The sequence below is a fragment of the Actinoallomurus purpureus genome, assembly GCF_024055795.1.
Taxonomy (GTDB): Bacteria; Actinomycetota; Actinomycetes; order Streptosporangiales; family Streptosporangiaceae; genus Actinoallomurus; species Actinoallomurus purpureus.
In genome coordinates this window covers 195,089-215,210 of sequence record NZ_JAMXMY010000019.1, presented here as the reverse complement: position 1 = coordinate 215,210, position 20,122 = coordinate 195,089, and the positions used below count along the sequence as shown (strand labels likewise).

The 20,122-nt window shown below is 71.2% G+C and carries 21 protein-coding genes; 13 read left to right on the top strand and 8 right to left on the bottom strand.

Translation table 11 applies throughout. The annotated features are described in order from the left end of the window. Positions 1 to 98 precede the first annotated feature (98 nt). The 4 genes from serB to NE236_RS30840 all read right to left on the bottom strand — a co-directional run bounded on the left by serB (position 99) and on the right by NE236_RS30840 (position 4,947). Positions 99 to 1,304: a phosphoserine phosphatase SerB gene (gene serB, locus NE236_RS30855; protein WP_252845714.1), complete on the bottom strand. Its 1,206-nt coding sequence runs from the start codon at positions 1,302 to 1,304 to the stop codon at positions 99 to 101. A gap of 652 nt (positions 1,305 to 1,956) precedes the next feature. Further along, positions 1,957 to 2,973, bottom strand: a complete 1,017-nt coding sequence (locus NE236_RS30850; protein WP_252845713.1) for an S-adenosylmethionine:tRNA ribosyltransferase-isomerase — start codon at positions 2,971 to 2,973, stop codon at positions 1,957 to 1,959. Beyond that, on the bottom strand, positions 2,966 to 4,297 hold the full coding sequence (locus tag NE236_RS30845) for an MFS transporter (RefSeq protein ID WP_252845712.1): 1,332 nt from the start codon (positions 4,295 to 4,297) through the stop codon (positions 2,966 to 2,968). The genes NE236_RS30850 and NE236_RS30845 overlap by 8 nt, the downstream gene beginning before the upstream one ends. After that, a complete protein-coding gene (locus tag NE236_RS30840; protein ID WP_252845711.1) occupies positions 4,294 to 4,947 on the bottom strand; it encodes an SDR family NAD(P)-dependent oxidoreductase in 654 nt (217 codons plus the stop codon). The genes NE236_RS30845 and NE236_RS30840 overlap by 4 nt, the downstream gene beginning before the upstream one ends. Positions 4,948 to 5,047: 100 nt before the next feature. Between NE236_RS30840 and NE236_RS30835 the strand changes: the two genes are divergently transcribed. From NE236_RS30835 to NE236_RS44750, 7 genes are all read left to right on the top strand, one after another. Continuing rightward, positions 5,048 to 5,449, top strand: coding sequence for a DUF2752 domain-containing protein (locus NE236_RS30835; RefSeq protein ID WP_252845710.1), 402 nt, complete (start codon positions 5,048 to 5,050; stop codon positions 5,447 to 5,449). Positions 5,450 to 5,460: 11 nt separating this feature from the next. After that, positions 5,461 to 5,787, top strand: a complete 327-nt coding sequence (locus NE236_RS30830) for a DUF4190 domain-containing protein (RefSeq protein WP_252845709.1) — start codon at positions 5,461 to 5,463, stop codon at positions 5,785 to 5,787. A gap of 59 nt (positions 5,788 to 5,846) precedes the next feature. Next, a complete protein-coding gene (locus NE236_RS30825) occupies positions 5,847 to 6,953 on the top strand; it encodes a GAF domain-containing sensor histidine kinase (RefSeq protein WP_252845708.1) in 1,107 nt (368 codons plus the stop codon). Further along, positions 6,950 to 7,576, top strand: a complete 627-nt coding sequence (locus NE236_RS30820) for a response regulator (protein WP_252845707.1) — start codon at positions 6,950 to 6,952, stop codon at positions 7,574 to 7,576. The genes NE236_RS30825 and NE236_RS30820 overlap by 4 nt, the downstream gene beginning before the upstream one ends. Positions 7,577 to 7,691: 115 nt before the next feature. After that, positions 7,692 to 8,441 (top strand): PP2C family protein-serine/threonine phosphatase, encoded by a 750-nt coding sequence (locus tag NE236_RS30815; protein WP_252845706.1) that lies wholly within the window; start codon positions 7,692 to 7,694, stop codon positions 8,439 to 8,441. A 252-nt stretch (positions 8,442 to 8,693) separates the two neighbouring features. Next, the gene (locus NE236_RS43940) at positions 8,694 to 9,020 is read left to right on the top strand and encodes a DUF2752 domain-containing protein (protein ID WP_289851099.1); all 327 of its coding nucleotides are present in this window, start codon (positions 8,694 to 8,696) and stop codon (positions 9,018 to 9,020) included. Between the two features lie 72 nt (positions 9,021 to 9,092). Next, positions 9,093 to 9,866, top strand: coding sequence for an RDD family protein (locus NE236_RS44750; protein WP_252845704.1), 774 nt, complete (start codon positions 9,093 to 9,095; stop codon positions 9,864 to 9,866). Positions 9,867 to 9,998: 132 nt separating this feature from the next. Here NE236_RS44750 and NE236_RS30800 read toward each other — a convergent pair whose 3' ends face one another. Next, positions 9,999 to 10,772 (bottom strand): Rv1486c family protein, encoded by a 774-nt coding sequence (locus NE236_RS30800; protein WP_252845703.1) that lies wholly within the window; start codon positions 10,770 to 10,772, stop codon positions 9,999 to 10,001. Between the two features lie 105 nt (positions 10,773 to 10,877). Here NE236_RS30800 and NE236_RS30795 point away from each other — a divergent pair, with 105 nt between their 5' ends. From NE236_RS30795 to NE236_RS30785, 3 genes are all read left to right on the top strand, one after another. Then, entirely contained in the window at positions 10,878 to 11,675 is a 798-nt protein-coding gene (locus tag NE236_RS30795) for an ABC transporter ATP-binding protein (RefSeq protein ID WP_252845702.1), read from the top strand. Positions 11,676 to 11,700: 25 nt separating this feature from the next. Further along, a complete protein-coding gene (locus tag NE236_RS30790; protein ID WP_252845701.1) occupies positions 11,701 to 12,315 on the top strand; it encodes a hypothetical protein in 615 nt (204 codons plus the stop codon). Positions 12,316 to 13,273: 958 nt separating this feature from the next. Further along, positions 13,274 to 13,522 (top strand): DUF8836 family protein, encoded by a 249-nt coding sequence (locus tag NE236_RS30785; protein WP_252845700.1) that lies wholly within the window; start codon positions 13,274 to 13,276, stop codon positions 13,520 to 13,522. Between the two features lie 183 nt (positions 13,523 to 13,705). Here NE236_RS30785 and NE236_RS30780 read toward each other — a convergent pair whose 3' ends face one another. Next, a complete protein-coding gene (locus NE236_RS30780; protein ID WP_252845699.1) occupies positions 13,706 to 14,614 on the bottom strand; it encodes a Rieske (2Fe-2S) protein in 909 nt (302 codons plus the stop codon). A gap of 204 nt (positions 14,615 to 14,818) precedes the next feature. Here NE236_RS30780 and NE236_RS30775 point away from each other — a divergent pair, with 204 nt between their 5' ends. Continuing rightward, on the top strand, positions 14,819 to 15,271 hold the full coding sequence (locus NE236_RS30775; protein ID WP_252845698.1) for an NfeD family protein: 453 nt from the start codon (positions 14,819 to 14,821) through the stop codon (positions 15,269 to 15,271). Beyond that, on the top strand, positions 15,253 to 16,311 hold the full coding sequence (locus NE236_RS30770) for an SPFH domain-containing protein (RefSeq protein WP_252845697.1): 1,059 nt from the start codon (positions 15,253 to 15,255) through the stop codon (positions 16,309 to 16,311). Before NE236_RS30775 ends, NE236_RS30770 begins: the two co-directional genes overlap by 19 nt. 497 nt (positions 16,312 to 16,808) lie before the next feature. On the opposite strand, the gene NE236_RS30765 is transcribed toward NE236_RS30770, so the two are convergent. Continuing rightward, positions 16,809 to 17,321, bottom strand: a complete 513-nt coding sequence (locus tag NE236_RS30765) for an O-acetyl-ADP-ribose deacetylase (protein ID WP_252845696.1) — start codon at positions 17,319 to 17,321, stop codon at positions 16,809 to 16,811. Between the two features lie 205 nt (positions 17,322 to 17,526). On the opposite strand from NE236_RS30765, the gene NE236_RS30760 reads away from it, so the two are divergent. Continuing rightward, positions 17,527 to 18,768, top strand: a complete 1,242-nt coding sequence (locus tag NE236_RS30760) for a lipase family protein (RefSeq protein ID WP_252845695.1) — start codon at positions 17,527 to 17,529, stop codon at positions 18,766 to 18,768. Between the two features lie 166 nt (positions 18,769 to 18,934). Here the strand turns inward: NE236_RS30760 and NE236_RS30755 are convergent, their stop codons facing one another. Then, positions 18,935 to 20,089, bottom strand: a complete 1,155-nt coding sequence (locus tag NE236_RS30755; RefSeq protein ID WP_252845694.1) for an aminotransferase class V-fold PLP-dependent enzyme — start codon at positions 20,087 to 20,089, stop codon at positions 18,935 to 18,937. Positions 20,090 to 20,122: the final 33 nt, after the last annotated feature.

Sequence of the window (20,122 nt, the reverse complement as noted above, 5' to 3'; positions counted from 1 at the left end):
GGCCTGCTCTGATCGCGCGATCAGAGCAGGCCGGACGCGCCGTACGGCATGGACGGAACGCAGTGCGTGAGCGCCGTTCCGGCCGCCGAAGCGAAGGGTCAGCTCGGTGCGGCGGCGTCCTCGGCGTCGGCGGCGTCGATCTCGTCGCGGGAGATGCCGAGCAGGAACGCGATGGTGTCCATGTACGGCACGTTGACGGCCGTGTCGGCGGCCTCGCGGACGACCGGCTTGGCGTTGTAGGCGATGCCGAGCCCGGCGGCGGCGAGCATGTCGAGGTCGTTGGCGCCGTCGCCGATCGCCACGGTCTGGCTGACCGGCACTCCGGCGTCCGCCGCGAAGCGCCGGAGCGCCGCCGCCTTGCCGGCCCGGTCGATGATGGGGCCGACGAGGCGGCCGGTGAGCCTGCCGTCATCGACCTCCAGGACGTTCGCGGCCGTGTAGTCGATGCCGAGGTCCGCGGCGAGCGCGTCGGTGATCTGCGTGAATCCGCCGCTGACGATGGCGAACTTGTAGTCGAGGCGCTTGAGCGTGCGCACGAGGGTGCGGACGCCCGGGGAGAACTCGATGCGGTCGCGGACCTTCGCGAGGACGCTCTCGTCGAGCCCGGCGAGCATCGCGACGCGTTCGCGCAGGGCCCCTTCGAAGTCGAGTTCGCCGCGCATGGCCGCCTCGGTGATCTCAGCGACCTTGCCGGCCAGGCCGGCGTGCTCGGCGATGAACTCGATGACCTCACCCTGGATGAGGGTGGAGTCGACGTCCATGACGATGAGGCGTTTGGCCCGCCGCGCCAGGCCGCCGCGCTGGACGGCGACGTCGACGTGCTGCTCGGCCGCCTCGGCGGCGAGCGCGACGCGCAGGCCGTCCGGATCGGCGCCGGAGACGTCCATCTCGATGCACGTGACCGGGTGGTGGGCGAGCCGCTCGATGCGGTCGATGTTGGCGCCGTGCGCCGCGACGCGCCCGGCGATCCCGGCCATCGCGGCGGGCGTCAGGGGGCTGCCGAGGATGGTGACGTGCAGTCGGCCGCGCCGCCGCGGACCGCCGTTCCCGCTGCCGGCGGCCAGCTCGATCTCCATGCCGAGATCGGCGGCGATCTTCTCGGCGGCGGCCCAGACCCGCCCGATGTCGGTGTCGGCGCCGTACGACACGAGCACGCCGAGGACGAGGCGGCCGCGGATGACGACCTGTTCGACGTCGGCGACGGTGACCGGGAAGGCGGCGAGGGTGCTGAACAGGCGGGACGTGACTCCGGGGCGGTCACGGCCGGTCAGCGTGATGAGCAGTGTGCGCGTCTTGGCATTCATGCTGCTCACCACGGTACTTGGCCCTGATCACACCGCGTACGCCGGTCCACCATGCGGACACCGGAGCTTCCTCGCGGATTCGCCACGTGGACGCCGGGTGCCCGCCGGGGGTTCACCTGGTGTTCGAGCAGGTCAGGGCAGTAGAAGGTTCACGAGGCCGATGAGCCGGTCCACAGCGGGCGATCGAGCAGGACTGATCACACGGCGCCTCAGGACAGGGCCTCTTGTTTCCGGCGCTTCAGTGGCAGTGAAGAATTTTGACCCCCAGCAAAGGCCACTGACGATGATGGGTCGCCGGTCGCTGAATAGGAGGCCGATCCGATGGACTACGAGCCTACGGTCACCGTCTCGCCACGGTGGACCCAACCGGAGCGGAGCCCGGATGGGACGTACTGGCGGGCACAGCTACGGGTCCAGGACGACGCCGGGCCACTGGAACGCACGGCGTACGGCCCCGACGAAGCCGCGTGCATCCGAGAGACGGAAAGGCAAGATCGCGAGTGGGCGCGACACCACCGTTACACGCGCGAGCGTCTACGGTCTCGGAACGGAGGCGACGCGCGATGACCAAGCCGGACCCGATCAAGGCGGCCGTACAAGAGCTTGAGGACGTCCTCAACACCGTGCCGACATGGGGCCGCCGTGCGTGCTGCTAGTGGGGAAGAAGAAGGTTCGCGTCGCCGAACTCGTGCCAGCGGTAGCTCTCCGCCAGGGCCTCGGCGTAGGCGCGTTCGAGCAGTTCCTCTCCGGCGATCGCGGTCAGCATCCGCAGGTGCGAGGAGCGCGGCTCGTGCAGCCCGGTGAGCAGGCCGTCCACCACCCGCACTCCCCCCTCGGGGCCGACCACGTGCGAGGTCCAGCCGGAGGAGGCCCGGACGAACCCGTCGCCGGCGACGGCGGTCTCCAGGGCGCGCACGACGGTCGTGCCCACGGCGATCACCCGGCCACCTTCCCAGCGCACATGGTTCACCAGCGCGGCCGTCGCGGCCGGCACGTCGTACCGCTCCGGGTACGGCGGCTCGTCCTTCTCCGGCGACGCGACCCCCGTGTGCAGGGTCAGCGGCGCGAGGAGCACGCCGCGCGACACCAGCCGGGTCACCAGCTCGGCGGTGAAGGGGCGCGCGGCGCTGGGCATCTCGGCGCTGCCGGAGCCGTCGTCCCGGGCCACCGCCTCGGCGAAGACGGTCTGGTACGCCGCCGCCGGCTGGTCACGGCGGACGTAGCCGTACCGGATCGGCACGCCGTGTCGACGCAGGTACGGCTCGACGTCGGTGTCGAGGCGCGCACGCCACAGCCGCGGCGTGTACCGCTCCAGGAGGGTGAGCGTCGCACCGCCGGGCAGGGGGAACCACTCGCCGGGGCACCCGCCCGCGTACGGCTCGGTCACCGGCCCGGTCCGCAGCCGTAGCTCGACGAGCCAGGACCCGTCGGCCGCTCGCGAGGGCAGCGGACCGGAGAAGTGCACGGCCAGACGGTCGAGTCGCACGGCGGCGGGCAGGGTGGCCGAGGTGTTCACGACGAGCAGGTCGCCCGGCAGGAGCAGGTCCGGCAGGTCGGTGAACGCGTGGTGCGTCACGCCGTCCCGGGTGGCCGCGAGCAGGCGGACGTCGTCGCGGCGCGGCGGGGGTTCGTGCGCCTCCAAGGCCGGGGGAAGGGCGAAGTCAAGCATGGGAATCCTCCACGCGATGGGCGGCCAGGGCCGCGACGAGGGCGGTGACGAGGGTCCAGACGAGCCCGGCACCCAGGCCCGCGGCGTTGACCAGGGCGCCGGCGACGCCGACGGCGAGCGATGAGCCGAGCGTGTCGCTGATCTGCAGGGCCGAGGAGTTGGCGCCCTGCTCGGACGGTGCGGACAGGTTGAGCACCTGCACGCTGAGGGTGGGGAAGGTCATGCCCATCCCGAGGCCGCCGACGATCCAGGCGGGGACGGCCGCCCAGCCGGAGGTGTAGAGGGCGAGCGCGATCCCGGCCACTCCGGTGGCGACCAGGGCGGCGCCCAGCACCGCGAACCGCGCCCGCGAGACGGCGGTGGATCTGCCCTGCCACCAGGACCCGGCGCTCCATCCGAGGGCTCCGGCGGTGAGCACGATCCCGGCGGCCGTGGGGGTGAAACCGTGCCGCGTGACCAGCGCGAGCGGGATGAACGCCTCCGTGCCGACCATCGTGCCCATGAGGAGCCCGCGCATGGCGATCGCGGTCGGCAGCCCCCGGCCGAGGCGCAGCGTGCCGCGCGGCAGCAGCACCCGCAGGCCGTACGCGAGCCCGGCCAGACCGGGGAGCGCGAGCGGTGAGCGGTGGTCGATGCCCCACAACAGGAGGGCGGCGCCGGCGGCGAGCGCGACGGCGGCGAGCGTACGGCCGCGGGGCAGGGTGCCCTCCGTCCGCGAGCCGCGCAGGACGGGTGCCAGCATGACCGCGGCGGGCAGGACCAGGGGGACCAGCCCGAGGAAGACCCAGCGCCAGCCCAGGTGCTCGGCGACGAGCCCGCCGACGGACGGGCCGACCAGCGACGGCACGACCCATGCGGCCGACATCGCGGCGAAGACCTTCGGCCGGGACTCCTCCGGGTAGACGCCCGCCACGATGACGTACAGCGGAACGACCGCCAGACCGGAGCCGAAGCCCTGGACGGCGCGTCCGGCGACGAACCAGGCCATCGCCGGGGCGGTCCCCGCGATGACGAGCCCGGTCACGAAGATCGTCAGTCCGGTGAACAGCGGCACGGCCGGGCCGCGCGCGTCCGCCCAGCCGCCGGCCAGCACGGTGGCGACCAGGCCGCTGATGAACACCGCGCTGAAGCCCCAGGCGTACATCGACAGGCCGCGCAGCTCGCGGGCCGCCGCCGGCATCGCCGTGCCGACGGCCATCTGCTCGAACGCCAGCAGTGTGACGACGAGCAGGATGCCGATCGTGGCCGTGCGGTACGGGCCGGACAGCAGCCCGGTCCGCCGGACCGCGCGGGCCGGGCCGACGGTCTCCGCCGCGGTGCTCACAGGTCGCTCACCGCGTACCGGCCGCTCGCCGGGCGTTCGGCGATCAGCCTGCGCAGGGCGGGTACGGCGACGTCCTCCGGCCGGGGCGCGGCGTCCGCGTCCTCGCCGGCGTCGGCGAGCATCCGCGTGCGCATCTCGCCGGGATCCACCCACCAGACGGCGACGTCCGGCTCCTCGGCGGCCAGCACGTTGGACAGCTGGTCGAGCGCGGCCTTCGTCGCGCCGTACCCGCCCCAGCCCTCGTACGGCTCTCGGGCGGCGTCCGAGGTGACGTTGACGATCGCGCCCCGGTGTTCGCGGAGGGCGGGCAGCAGGCCCTGAATGAGGCCGAGCGGCCCGAGCACGTTGACGTCGAACGCGCGCTCCAGCGCGTCCAGCGGGTGGCCGGCCAGCGGGGGCAGCGGGACGGCGCCGAGCGTGCTCGCGTTGTTGACGAGGAGGTCGAGCCCGTCCGACGCGCGTACGAGCACGTCGCGGTGGGCCGGGTCGGCGATGTCGCCGGCGATGGCGGTGGCGTCCAGGTCGGCGGCGATCTTCTCCAGGTCCGTCGCCCCTCTGGCGTCGAGGACCAGGGTCCAGCCGTCCTGCGCGAGCGAGCGGGCCAGCGCCAGGCCGAGTCCGCGGGACGCTCCGGTGATCAGTGCCTTCATGTCCTCGACGTTAGGCGCGGGCCCGCGCGGCCGATATCGGCCGCAGGACGGGGACCGTCCGGGCGGATGGTCCTACGCCCTCCGGGGGAGACTGGGACATATGAGTTCCGGGCGGATGGCGATGCGGCGGCCGTGGGGCGTGCCCACGCGGGTGATGTTGCTGGTGGCCGGTGTCGTCGGTCTCGCCGCCCTGCGGATTTCGCGCCCGCCGACGTTGTGCCTGTTGCGGCAGGTGACGGGCGTGCCCTGCCCGTTGTGCGGGTTCACGACGGCGGCGGTCCACCTCGGCCACGCCGACATCATGGGAGCGCTCGGCGCCTCACCCCTGGCCGTTGCCACGTGTGTCGGGTTCGTTCTCGTGCCGGTCACCCGGCGTTCCCGTTTGATGACGCAGTGGCGTGAGATGTCCCACAGAAAGCGACAGGTAGCGCCAGTGATCGCTATCGTCGCACCCCTGATCATTTCGGAAGTCTGGCAGCTCGCCCGCTTCGGCATCATCTGACGGGAGGAACCGTGGGATACCCGCCTCAGGACCAACCTCCGGGCTATGGCGGTGGCTACCCGCCGCAGGGACCGCCGCCCCCCGGCTACGGCGGCGGTTACGGATCGCAGCCCCAGCCCCAGCCCCAGTCGAGCACCCCTCAGGTGCTGTCGATCATCGGGATCGTGTGCTGGTTCTGCTGCTCTCCGGCGGCCATCGTGCTCGGGATCGTCGCCCAGAACCAGTTCCGCGCCCAGGGGCGCCCCGACACCCTCGCGAAGGTCGCCTGGATCGGCGGCATCGTCGCGCTGATCCTCGGCGTGCTGGGCACCATCGTCCGGCTGCAGAGCGGCACCTGACCGACCGCCGGGGTTCCCGACCGAGGGGTCGGGAACCCGGCGGCGGTACGGTCGGAGCCGTGGAAACCGATCGCGACGCCACGCTCCACGCCGTCAGCACGGCGGTGCTCGCGGTGACGCGGCACCTGTCCGTGCACGAGGTCCTGCAAGTGATCGTCCGGGCCGCCGCGCAGCTCATCGACGCCCGGTACGCCGCGCTCGGCGTGCCCGACGACGAGGGGTCGTTCGCCGAGTTCGTCGTGGAGGGCGTCTCGGACGAGGAGTGGAAGCGCATCGGCCCACTGCCCCGGCAGCACGGGCTGCTCGCCCTGATGCTCCGCGACGACCGCGTGCAGCGGCTGGCGGACGTGCGCCGGGACCCGGCGTTCGAGGGCTGGCCGTCGGCGCACCCCGTCCTCAAGGACTTCCTCGGCGTTCCGATCAAGGACGGCACCGAGACCCTCGGCATCATCTTCCTCGCCAACCGGCGCGCGCCGGGCGGCTTCACCGCCGCCGACGAGGAGCTGCTCATCCTGTTCGCGGCGCACGCCGCGATCGCGATGACGAACGCGCGGCTGTACGAGCGGAACCACGAGCTGACGGTGATCGAGGAACGCGCCCGGCTCGCGCGCGAACTGCACGACGCGGTGGCGCAGAAGCTCTTCTCGCTCCGGCTGACCGCCGCGGCCGCGCTGTCCGCGGCCGATCCCCGGGCGGAGCTCGAACGCGTCCAGACGCTCGCGAAGGAGGCCCTGGCCGAACTGCGCGAGGTCATCTTCGAACTGCGGCCGGCGGAACTGGCGGGCGACGGGCTCGCGGAGTCGCTGCGCAAGCACGTGCGCGTCCTGGACCGCGCCTGGAGCTCGGGGCGCGGGCACCGGCCGAAAGTGCGCTTCGAGGGCGACGACGTCACGCTGCCGTCCGACGTCGAGGCGGTGGTGTACCGCGTCGCCCAGGAGGCGCTCTACAACGCGCTGCGCCACGGCGACCCCGGCGAGGTGATGGTGCGCCTCGGGCCCGGCGCGCTGGAGGTCCGCGACGACGGCAGCGGCTTCGACGCCGGAGCGGGCTCCCGCGACGGTCTGGGACTCGCCTCCATGCGCGAACGCGCCGAGTCGGTCGGCGGGCACCTGACGATCGAGTCGTCCCCCACCGGCACGGTCGTACGCCTGGAGGTGCCGGCGTGATCCGGGTGCTGATCGCCGATGACCACCCGGTCGTGCGCCAGGGGCTGCGCACGTTCCTCGGGGTCCAGGGCGACATCGAGGTCGTGGGCGAGGCGGCCGACGGGGTGGAGGCGGTCTCCCAGGCGGAGGCGCTGCGTCCCGACGTCATCCTCCTCGACCTGAAGATGCCCGGAGCCGACGGTCCGACCGCGCTGCGGGAGCTCCGCGAGCGTGGGATCGAGTCCCGTGTCATCGTGCTGACCAGCGTCGGCGAGCGGAACCAGGTCCTGCCGGTCGTACGCGCCGGCGCGTCCGGGTACCTCTACAAGGACGTCGATCCGCAGGCCCTGGTGCAGGCGATCCGCGCCGTCCACGACGGACACATGCTGTTCGCGCCGGAGGCGACGGAGGCGATGCTGGCGCCCGCGCCGACCGACCCGGGTGCCGGGGCGCTCACCGAACGCGAGCGCGAGGTCCTCGCCCACATCGCGCAGGGGCGGTCCAACCGCGAGATCGCCCGCGCACTGGTCGTTTCCGAGAAGACCGTCAAGACGCACGTTTCGAACATCTTGCTGAAGCTCGGGCTACAAGATCGCACGCAGGCGGCCCTGTACGCCGTACGTCACGGCCTCGCCGAGCAGTGACTCGCGAGTATTCGCGTGAGATCGGGGAGGCGTAAGGCGCGCCGGTCGAATATCTTGATGAACCTCAGTAGTCGGCTGAGTGAACCCCATCGCCGAGGACGTCATCGGAATTCACATGAGAGTCGCCATTCGCTACGCCGCGGGTTCGGATGTCGGTCGTGCCCGCGAGAACAACGAGGATTCGGCGTACGCGGGCCCATGGCTGCTCGCTGTCGCCGACGGCATGGGGGGCCACGTCGGCGGGGAGATCGCAAGCTCTCTCGCCGTCCAGACCCTCACGCCGATCGACACCGAGGTCTCCCAGGCCGCCCTGGTGGAGACTCTGGAACGCGCCGTGCTGTCGGCCAACCAGGCGATCGCCCAGCGGGTCGAGCAGGAGCCTGCCCTGCAGTCCATGGGCACCACCTGCACGGCCATGCTGTGGTCGGGCACGCACCTGGCCCTCGCGCACATCGGGGACTCCCGCGCGTACATGCTGCGTGACAGCATCCTTTACCAGATCACGGAGGACCACACGCTGGAGAAGATGCTCACCGGCGAGGACGGCGCGGCGCCCCACCTGGCGAACCGCCTCGTCCGGGTCCTCGACGGCAAGCCCGACCGCAAGCCGGACCTGTCCCTACGCGAGGCACTGCCGGGCGATCGCTACCTGCTGTGCTCCGACGGCCTGACCGGCCCGGTCAACGCCGAGGCGCTGCATCAGGTCCTGACGAGTCGACCGGAGCCCGAGGCCGCCGTTCGAACGCTCATCGATCTGGCCAATCAGGGTGGCGGACCGGACAACATCACTGTCATCGTGGTGGACGTCGTCGCGGAGGGAGTGGAGGCGCAGCCCCCGGTCGTCGTGGGTGCCGCCCGGCACTGACGCCGACTCGCCGCAAATGTCTCCGTGTGGTCACGTTCTGAGCCCGGAGGGTTCTTCGACTTGACCGCTGCCCGCCGTGCTGCGATATAGGGTCCACAGGCGTATAACGGCACCGGTTGGAGGGCGAGTTTGGACGTCGCACGGGGGACTGGGGTCACCCCTGGTGCGCCGACCGCTCCGGCGCGGACGATCGTTCGTCTCACCGCCGCCGCAGGTGACGGTCTACGGGGCGTGGTGATTCGCACGGGGAGCATGGCCGTCGCGGCCGTTGTCGCGGCGTTTGTGCACCATGTCCATGATCCCGGCATACTGTGTCCGATTCGGGCTCTTACCGGAGTCCCTTGCCCTCTGTGCGGCGGTACGACCGTCTTCATGGAGCTGGGGGCCGCCCATCCGGTCAGGGCAGTCCTCGCGAACCCGGTCGCTCTCGCAGGAGCGGTCGGTCTGGCCACGGCACCCCTGGGGCTGGGTCGCCGATGGTGGGCGATCGAGCCGCGGACCCGGGCCTGCCTGCTCGGCGTCGTGGCGGCACTGTCCTGGCTTTGGCAGCTTGCCCGGTTCGGGCTCCTGCAGTGGTGAATTTCATGTCTCGTCACGGCGATCGCGGGCCCGGCTTGGCAGACGGGCGTCATTCGATGAAGGAGTAACAGCGTGAGCACCCCCTACGACCCGTACGGCCAGGGTCAGCAGCAGCCGGGCTATGGCCAGCAGCAGCCGGGCTACGGGCAGCAGCAGCCGGGCTATGGCCAGCAGCAGCCCGGTTACGGGCAGCAGCAGCCCGGATATGGCCAGCAGCAGCAGCCGGGCTACGGTCAGCAGCAGCCCGGTTACGGACAGCAGCAGCCGGGCTATGGCCAGCAGCAGCAGCCCGGCTACGGTCAGGACTACGGCCAGCAGCAGGGGTACGGCCAGCAGCCCGGCTACGGGCAGCAGGACTACGGTCAGCAGCCTGGATACGGCCAGCAGCAGCCCGCGTACGGCCAGCAGTACCCGCAGCAGGGCTACGGCACCGGTTACAACCAGGGCCAGTACGCCAGCTGGATCTACCGGGTCGGCGGATTCATCATCGACCTGCTCATCGCGCTCGTCCCCTACGGCATCCTCTACGCCATCGGCGGCGCGATCGGCGGCGGCGTCGGCGGACTGGTCATCTTCCTCGGGTTCCTGGTCTACCTCGGTCTGATTCTCTGGATGAAGTACCAAGAGGGCACGACGGGTCAGACGCCGGGCAAGAAACTCCTCGGTATCAAGCTCATCAAGGAGGACACCGGTCAGCCGGTCGGCTTCGGCCTGGCCGTCGGGCGCTTCTTCGCCCACATCCTGGACGGCCTCGCCTGCTACATCGGCTACCTCTGGCCGCTGTGGGACGACAAGAGCCAGACGTTCGCCGACAAGGTCTGCACGACCATCGTCGTCCAGGCCTGAGGACAAGACCACGCCGGCGCCTCGGGGACCGCGGAAGCGGTCGCCGGGGCGTTTCGCGTACGGAGCGTCGCGCGGATCACCGGCTGGGGTCGGGAACGCTGTTGCAGGCGGCCGTCCGGGACGCCGCGCTGATCAGTGGACGGGGTCGAGGACGCTGTTGCAGGCGGCCACCCGGGCCCGGCGCACCGCCCGGTCGAGCGTGCGCAGAGCCTCGGTGCGACGCTGAAGGTGCGCGGCGGACAGGCCCACGGTCTCGGTGGAACGTGCCAGGTCGACCACGACGGCCAGCCGGCTCGCGAGCGCCGCGACCCGGTGCGCGCGTGCGGCGTACCCCGGCGCGAGGCCACCGACCTGCTCGTGCCGGTGCGACTCGCGCAGCGCGCCGAGCGCCTCGGCGATCTCCGGCCGCCACTCCTGCCCGCCCTCGACGGCCAGCAGCGCCTCGGTGGCCTCCCGGACCGCCAGCGTCAGCTGGTGGTCGGCCTCCGGCAGCAGGGGCGCGTCCGGGGTACCGTGGCGCGTCGCGCGCACCTCCCAGCGGGTGCCGACGTACGACGAGCCTCGGCGGTCCTCCGCCGGGATCAGGCCGAGCGACCGCTCGCCGGCCGCGGCGAGGACGGCCTCTCCCACGTCGATGGCCGCGGAGTTGAAGTCCGGAGGCCCGGTCAGCCCCAGGGGGTCGCCCGGTGCGGGCAGCGCGAGGCGCAGCGCGGTGAGCCCCGCCACCCGGAGCGCGCCGAGCCCTCGCCGCAACGGAAGTTCGCCGTCCTCGCCGGGTACTCCAGCGATCACGTGCGGGCCGCCCTGGCGCTCGACGGCATCGGCGGCCTCGTCGAGCCCCACATGGCCGGTCAGCCAGGCGTTGCCCCAGGCGACAAGCCCCGTGGATGGGTGAGTGAGGCGCATGCCGACCACCATAAGCCGTTCATAATGCCGTAGGTTCGTTCCGAGACTCGGACGGCGACCGGCGGGCACCCCGCCGGCCGCTCCGCGCTCTAGGGGAAGGATGCGATGGCCGGCGAGGTACTACGACTCAAGGGCGTCGAGGTCCGGCGCGAAGGCGCGTCGCTGCTGCGCGACGTCGACTGGACGGTCCAGGAAGACGAGCGCTGGGTCATCGTCGGCCCGAACGGCGCGGGCAAGACGACGTTGCTGCAGGTCGCGGCCGCGATGTTGTTCCCCACCGAGGGCAGCGTCGAGTTGCTGGGCGAGCCTCTCGGCAAGACTGACGTCTTCGAGCTGCGGCCCCGCATCGGCCTGGCGAGCGCGGCGATCGCCGACAAGATCCCGGCCGACGAGAAGGTCATCGACATCGTCCTGACGGCGTCGTACGCCATCATCGGCCGATGGAAAGAGGAATATGACTCCACGGACGTCACCCGTGCGGTCGAGCTCCTCGACGCGCTCGGCTGCGCGCACCTGATCCGCCGCCGGTTCTCCACCCTGTCCGAGGGCGAGCGCAAGCGGGTGTCGATCGCCCGCGCGCTCATGCCCGACCCCGAGCTGCTGCTCCTCGACGAGCCGGCCGCCGGCCTCGACCTCGGCGGCCGGGAGGACCTGGTCGCCCGCCTCACGGCCCTGGCCACCGACCGTCTCGCGCCGACGATGGCCCTCGTCACCCACCACGTCGAGGAGGTGCCCGAGGGGTTCACGCACGCGATGCTGCTGCGCCGGGGCTCGGTCATCGCCACCGGGAAGGTCGATGAGGTCTTCACGGGCGAGCTGCTGTCCGAGTGCTTCGGCCTGCCCCTGAAGATCGAGCGTGAGGACGGCCGCTGGCACGCCCGCGCGGTGGCCCCGCGCGACTGAGCGCGTCGGAGACGGAGGAGTGCACGTGACGGTCACCGCCGACCGGCCGGCCACCACGCCGACCGGCCGATGGACGCGCGCCGCCCGGATCGTCACCGAGGCGTTCGCCCCCTGGCTCCTCATCATCGTGCTGTTCCTGCTGGTCGGCCTGCACGCCGACCACCTGCGGGGCCTGGCCTGGGCGTTCGCGGGAGCTGTCTGCGCGAGCCTCGCGCCGATGGCCGTCATCGTCACCGGCGTGATCCGCCGCCGCTTCAGCGACCATCACCTGACGGCCCACGAGGACCGGAAGGTCCCCCTGATCATCGCGCTGGTCCTCGTGACGGCCGGGATCGCCGCGCTGGCGGCCGCGGGCGCCCCGCGGGACGTCGTCGCCGTCGAGGCCGCGATGCTGGCCGGCCTGCTCGTCACCATCCCGATCACCCGCGTGTGGAAGATCAGTTTTCACACCGGTGTGGCCGCCGCGACCACCGCCATCCTCACCGTCGTGTACGGGCCGTGGCTCCTGCTCACTCTCCCGGTCGTCGTGCTGATCGGCTGGTCCCGGGTACGCCTTGCCCATCACACGCCCGCCCAGGTCATCGCCGGCGCCCCGGTTGGCGCGGTGGCCGCGACGGTGGCGTTCCTGCTCGTCCGCTGAGCGGCGCCGGCCGGCCCCCCGTTCCGACGCGCGACGGCCGTACGACTCCCACCGAGATGGCCCTGGATCGCGTTACCAATTGATTACGCTGAGCGTCTGATGCACAATGTTCCCAGCCTCTGGCTCTAGCCGGAGGAAGTGAGCCCGGCTCTTCTCCGGACGGTGATGGGTCGGGTTTTGCGCTGTTAGGCCAGCCTCGAGCGCTGAGCTCGAGGAAGTGAGCCCGACTCCTGTCCGGACGGTCAGCAGTCGGGTTTCGCGCTTTCAGGGGACATTCCCGACGCTCGTGACCAGTTCGCGGTCCTGTTGTGGGCGGGACCCGCCGTCGTCTCCGTCATCGGCATCGCCTGGCTCGTGGGCCTGTGGCGTTCGACCCGCCGCCTCTACACGCCACCACCGGGCTGGCGCATCCCCATCGCCCCCCCATGCCCCGCCGAGGTAGCCCGGATCCTGTTACCACTTGATTACTCTGAGCGTCTGATGCACAATGGTCCCAGCCTCTGGCACTAGCCGGAGGAAGTGAGCCCGACTCCTGTCCGGACGGTCAGCAGTCGGGTTTCGCGCTTTTCGGGACACTTCCAGGTTCATGCTCCGTCAACGCGACCGACATTCCTCGTGAGCTCGATGATCGGCTGCACTCGTCGTTGCCAGTCACCGCCCGCGCCAACGGCCCAGGCGAGCGCGTCCGGCAGCCACAACCCGGGTTCTTCATGTGGCCGCAGGTGGGCGTAGCCGCACCTCGTCCAGGCGCGAGGTCTCCACAGTCGCGGCGCACAGGATGTATCGGTCGCGGCGGGCGGACTCGTCGACGAAGGCATGGATGGCCACCGGAGGATCGTATTGGTGTTCGATTGAACACGCACTGTGATCGTCGTATTTGGTGACACCTCGCTGCTGGTCCGGTTGAGCGGTCGGCGCGGCGGGTAGTAATCGAATATGCGTTCGAAAGGGGTGTGGTGTGAAGGGTGACCGGGTTGAGATCGTGATCGATGCCGGAGAGGCGATCCGCACCTACGAGGTCGTGGCGACGCGCGCGGGACGCCGGGTCGAGGTCGTCACGCGCCGGGGCGTCGTGGAGGTCATCGAGGTCACCCGCACCGGAACACCCGTGCGGACCGCCCGTTTCATGGCGAGCCGCATCCTCGCACTGGTCGAGCACCCCGTGAACGACCGTGGAGAGCAGCGGGCCGAAGCCGCGGACGACTGAGGAGTAGCCGCCGAAGGCCGACGGCCCGAGCGGAAGGCTCGGTCAAGGCCGCGAGTGGGCGGCGGCCTGAGGGGGCTCGCACCGTTCTGTACGCCCGATCGCCGAGCGTTCGGAACGGCCGATGACGGGGGGCCGGGCGGGCTGGTGGAACCCCCCCGTCACGGCGGGCAGGTTGGAACGGTCCTATCGGGCGGGGCGCACCTGGATCATGCCGTTGTCGCCCACCCGCGTCTCGAAGGCGGGCTGGCGGCCGGTGGCGGGGCCGTGGACGACGGTGCCGTCGCTGACCCGGAACGTGCTGCCGTGCCAGGGGCACACGACGCAGGTGTCCTCGTCGATCTCGATCATGCGGCCCTGGTGCAGCGGTCCGTCGAGGTGGGAGCAGCGGTCCGCGAGAACGTGGACGTCCTCGTCCTCCCGCAGCACGAACAGGCTGATGTACCCGAGGTTCCGGTGGACTGGCCAGCCGTCGGGCAGCTCGTCCATCGGGCACAGGTCATGCCAGCCGAGCGGGCCGAGGTGTGTGATGGACTCGGCGTGGCTCGGCCCGGCCGCCTGCCGGAACGCCAGGTGCCCGCCGAGGTACGCGCCGACGACCAGTGCGGTCAGGCCCGTGAAGGACAGCGCCTTGCCGGTGCCGTACAGGCCGCGCCTGCGGGCGACGAGCGAGGCGGTATAGAAGGTGCTCGCCGTCGCGTTGCTCAGCGCGTGGACCAGACCGACCCGCTGCTGTTCCCTGTGCAGGGCCGACCAGTCCGCCACCCCCGTGAGCACGGTCGGCACCGAGGCCGCCAATCCGGCGGCCACGAGCACTTCGGCCGCCTGCTCGGTGCCGGGCAGCAGGTCGAGCACGGCGGCCGACATGAAGCAGCCGATCGGGATATCGGTCAATGGCGGATGGGCGGGATGGCCCACCGGAACTCCGTGCAGCAGATCCTTGACGGGTCCTGGGGGCAGCAACCGCCGTACGACCTTGGTGATCAGCCGGGCGGACCCGTCGAGGACATCGGCGTGCTCGAGATCCTCGGCGACCTTCAAGGGACGGGGCCGCACCAGCGACCGGGAAATCCTGCTCACCCGTTCGCGGTTCACCGCACCTCCTCGGATGGCTTCGCTTTTCGGACACTAGTCTGCCGTCCTCCGTCCCCATCACCGGGGGTCCTACCCGTAACGATTTCCTCCGGCACATCGGGGGCCCGGCGCGATTCCCCGAAGTATCGCGCCTTCGGGCGGCGGCAAACGGCGCGTGCGGAGTTACCGTGGATTCAGGGCCGTGCGTCACTGAAGGAGTTCCCGATGCCGGCGTGGGTGGTCTGGCTGGTCGTGGCCGCAGTTCTCGGAATCGCCGAGGTGACCACGCTGACATTCGCGCTCGGGCTGATGGCGATCGGCGCGCTCGTCGCCGCCGTGGCCGCGTCGGCAGGGCTTCCCGTGGTGGTCCAGATGATCGCGTTCGGGGCGACCTCCGCCGCTGGGCTGGCCGCGGTACGCCCGATCGCGCTCCGGCACGTCCGGCAGCCGCCGCTGTTGCGGAGCGGTACCGCGGCGCTCGTGGGACGCGAGGCGCTCGCCCTCACCGAGGTCTCCCGCTACGCGGGCCGGGTGCGCATCGGCGGCGAGGAATGGACCGCGCGCCCGTACGACCCCGGAGTCGTCATTCCTGAGGGGGCGGCCGTGGACGTCCTCGCCATCGAAGGCGTCACCGCCCTCGTTCATCCCCAGGAGGACCCATGGCCGACCTCGCCCTGACGGGCATCATCGCGCTGGTCATCGCGCTGCTCTTGGTAGCGACCGTGGTGATGCGGTCCGTGTGGATCGTGCCCCAGGCCCGCGCGCGGAACATCGAGCGCTTCGGGCGCTACCGTAAGACCCTGCAGCCGGGCCTCAACTTCATCGTGCCGTTCGTGGACCGGGTGAAGCCGCTGATCGACCTGCGTGAGCAGGTTGTGGCGTTCCAGGGGCAGCCGGTCATCACCGAGGACAACGTCGTCGTGCACATCGACACGGTGCTGTTCTTCCAGGTCACCGATCCCCGGGCCGCCGACTACGAGATCGTCGACTACATCAAGGCGATCGAGCAGCTCACCGCGACCCAGTTGCGGAACGTCATCGGCACGCTCGACTTGGAGGCGTCGCTGTCGTCCCGTGACCGGATCAACACCGCGCTGCGCGGCGTGCTGGACGACGCGTCCGGCAAGTGGGGCATCCGGGTGACCCGCGTGGAGATCAAGGCGATCGAGCCGCCGCAGTCCATCAAGGACGCGATGGAGAAGCAGATGCGGGCCGAGCGCGAGAAGCGGGCCACCATCCTGCAGGCCGAAGGCATACGCCAGTCCAGGATCCTGACGGCCGAAGGGGAGAAGCAGGGGGCGATCCTGCAGGCGGAGGGTGCGCGGCAGGCCGCGATCCTCAAGGCCGAGGGCGAGGCGAAGGCCATCGAGCAGGTCTTCACCTCGATCCACGAGAACGACCCCGATCCGAAGCTGCTCGCCTACCAGTACCTCCAGACGCTGCCGAAGCTCGCCTCGGGGGAGGGGAACACCTTCTGGGTCATCCCCAGCGAGGTCACCTCCGCGCTGCGGTCGGTCCGCGCGGCGTTCGGCGGCCGGACCGAGGAGACCGAGGAAGGCGGACGACCCGCGGCGAAGAAGGAACGGGAGCGGGCCCGGCACGTGCCGGAACCCCGGCCAGGGGCCATTGACAGCCCGGACGAACAGGCGGCCCTGCAGGGGGAGCACACGCCCCCGTTCGAACTCGCCCCAGGCCGGATGGAGGCCACCACGGAGTGATCACGCCGGTCGCCCGAGCCTCCGCCATAGTGCGGACCGCGGTTCTGGGAGTGCCTGACGAAGAAGCGGCGCCCGGAGAGGGGGCCGGCCGCGTTCAGTGAGGCCGTCCAGCCTTGGTTAACCCGACGAGTTCCTCAGCTTGGCCGCCTTGTCCGAGGCGGCGAGGAAGGACGCAGTCTCCCCGTCCGCGCCGTTGATACGGGCCTGCGTGCCCGCCGCATTGCCCGCCTTAACGATCTGATCGACCTCGTCGTGCGATTACCCCCTTGCGCGGGCCCTCGCCACGACTTCGCCCCGTACGCCCATCGCAGTTCTCCTTTGTTCTGCTATCGGACCTGCGGCCGTTGCCGTAGGCAAAGGAGACCGTCCGCTCTCGCCGACCGTCGACAACCTGGGGGTTCGCAGCCGCTCAGGATGATGACGTAGCCGGACCCTGGCGAACAGGGGGCTCGGCGCGGATGAGGCGACGATCGGATCGACGCCTTCCCGGCACCTGCTCAGTCCGCCAGCGCACGCGCGAAGGCGTCGTGGACGTCGGCGGTGAACAGCACGAATCGCACCTCGTCCACTCGGCTCGGCGTCGCCCGCACCGTACTCACCGCGATGCGTGCGGCGTCGTCCACCGGCCAGCCGTAGATGCCGGCGGACACGGCCGGGAAGGCGACCGTCGCGGCGCCCAGCTCGTCGGCGACCCGCAGCGACTCCCGATAGCAGGAGGCGAGCAGCTCGGACCGGTCCTCGGACCGGGAGTACACCGGCCCGACCGTGTGGATCACCCAGCGTGCGGGCAGCCGCCCCGCGGTGGTGGCCACCGCTTGCCCGGTCGGCAGGCCTTTCCCGTACCGGGACGCCCGCAGCTCTCGGCACGCGGCCAGGATCTCCGGCCCGCCCCGGCGGTGGATGGCGCCGTCCACGCCGCCCCCGCCCAGGAGCGACGAGTTGGCGGCGTTGACGACCGCGTCGACCTCTTGCTCGGTGATGTCCCCCTGGACCAGCCCGATCGACGTCATCGTCCAGTTGTACAACGGACGGCGCGCATCCGCGGAGAGGAGGCGGACGCTCCGGTGCAGGTCTCGAGTAAGTGGTGATTTATCACGTTCGTGGCAAAGCGGGGGCGCCAATTGATGGCGATGGCCCTATCTCCGGGGCGGCGGAAGGGAGATAGTCCAGGCCCCGCATCGAGAAGGTCCGGTGCCCGCCTCGCTGGAGTGACCGATGAGACCGACCGTCCCCCGCGTCCTGGTCGTCGCCCGAACCGCCCTGGCGCTGCCGATCGCCGCTGCCGCCCTGGTCCTCGCGGCCGGTACCGCGTCGGCCGCCGACCCGCCGCCCGCCGGCTCGGTGCCCCCGGACCAGGACCCCTTCTACAGCGCGCCGTCCGACATCGGCTCCTACCGGCCGGGCCAGGTCGTCGACGACCGGAAGATCACCCCCAAGACGGGTGACATGGCCGACACGACCGACGCCTGGCAGATCTCCTACCGCACCAACGACTCGCACGACCACCCCGAGCTGGCGGTGACCACGCTGCTCGTCCCGAAGAAGGCGTGGACGGGCGGTGGCCCTCGTCCCGTGGTCTCGGTGCAGGCGGCCGAGGACTCCACCGGCACCCAGTGCGCGCCCTCCTACGGCATCTCCTCCGGCCAGGGCTACGGCGCGTCGTCCGCGCTGTTCGCCGCGTCCGTGCTGGCGAAGGGCTGGGCCGTGGCGATGCCCGACTTCGAAGGGCCGAAGTCGGTGTTCATGGGCGGCCCGCAGGCCGGCCACGCCGTCCTCGACGGCATCCGGGCGGTGAAGAGCCTCGGCACCGGCGGCATCGGTACGAGCAACCCCTGGGCGCTCGACGGCTACTCCGGCGGCGCCCAGGCGACCGGCTGGGCCGCCGAACTCCAGCCCTCCTACGCACCGGACGTGCGACTCGCGGGCGCGGCCCTGGGCGGCACCCCGGCCGACCCGGCCGCAGTGGCGCGGTCGCTGGACGGCGGTGCCTTCTCCGGTTTCGAGGCCGCCGGCACCGTCAGCCTGGCGGCGGAGTACCCCGAGGCCGGCATCGATGACCTGACCACCGCCCAGGGCAAGGAGGCGTTGCAGCAGGCACGCGGCAAGTGCCTGACCGACCTGTTGACCGGCTTCGCCTTCAAGAGGCTCGCGGACTACACCACCGTGCCCGACCCGCTGTCGGTCCCCTCCGTCGCCGCGATGCTCAAGAAGAACACCATGGGCGCCGCCGCCCCGGCGACACCGATCTACGACTACCACGCGAACACCGACGAGATCGTGCCCGTCGCCCAGGCCAACGTGCTGACCAGGGCCTGGTGCGCCAAGGGTGCCACCGTGCAGATCGTCCGGGACCTCATCGGCGAACACGCGGTGGAGGCCCTCGTCCGAGGTGACGACGCGCTGTCCTTCCTGGCCGACCGCTTCGCGGGCAGGACACCCCCCGACACCTGCGCGTAGAGCTGGAAACGCACATGAAAACGCGGCCCGGTTCGGTAGCCCGAGCGCCGCCGACGCGCGCCCCTCTCGTTGACTTTCGGCGTGTCGCCCTTTCGCGGCCCCCGGGAACGGCGATTTTCCCAAAGTGAACGAAGGGGCTCGCGTACGTTGTGGGCCGCACGGGGCCTCAGAGCGCGGTGATGAGGCGGCGGATCTCGTCCTCGGTGGTGTAGTAGTGCACGGACGCGCGTACCCGGGGCGCCGGCCGCGCGCCCTCGTCGTACCGGTAGGTCTGCTGGGAGACCCGCACGTTGATCCGGCTTTCGGCGAGCGACGCGACGATCTCGGCGGGCTCCCGGTCGCGGTGCGTGAACGTCACGATGCCCGATCGGTGCAGGCCCCGGTCCCGTACGGTGACGGCCGGGATCTCCGCGAGGGCCGCCCGCAGCAGCGCGCCGAGCTCGAGGACACGGCGTTCGATGGCGGCCGGTCCGACGGCCATGGCGTAGTCCGCGGCGGCGCCCAGGCCGAGCTGCCCGGCCACGGAGCGTTCCCACGACTCGAACCGGCGGGTGTCGCCGCGCAGTTCGTACGACTCCGGTCCCGTCCAGTCCGCGGCCCGCAGGTCGAGGAACGGCGGCTCGAGGCGGTCCAGTACCGACCGGCGTACGTAGAGGAAGCCGGTGCCGCGCGGGCCGCGCAGGAACTTGCGGCCCGTGGCCGACAGCACGTCGCAACCGATCTCCTCGACGTCCACGACGAGCTGGCCGACGGACTGGCAGGCGTCGAGGAGGTAGAGGGCGCCGGCGGCGCGGGTCAGGCGGCCGACCTCGGCCACCGGGTTGATCAGGCCGTCGTGGGTCGGCACATGGTTGATCGCCACGAGCCGTACGTCGTCGTCGAGCGCGGCCTCCAGGGCGTCGAGCGAGATCTGGCCGTACTCGTCGTCGGGGACGACCTCGACCTTCACGCCGTGTCGGCGGGCCGCGTGGATGAAGGCGATCGTGTTACTGGAGTACTCGCTCGCGGTGGTGAGAATGCGGTCGCCGGGGCGGAAGGGGATGCCGTAGAACGCCATGTCCCAGGCGCGTGTGGCGTTCTCGGCGTAGGCGATCTCGTCGGGGTGCGCGCCGATGAGGCGGGCGAGGGAGTCGTACGTTCCGGTGATCCGCGTCGCGACGGCGTCGGCCGCCTCGTACCCGCCGATGCGCGCCTCGAGGTCGAGGTGGTCGTGCATCGTGTCGAGTACGGTCCGTGGGGGCAGCGCCGCTCCGGCGTTGTTGAGGTGCACGACCTCCGCGCACCCGGGGGTCTCGGCGCGAATACCCGCGATGTCGAGCAAGGCCACTCCATTTATCCGAAATGAGAGAAATGT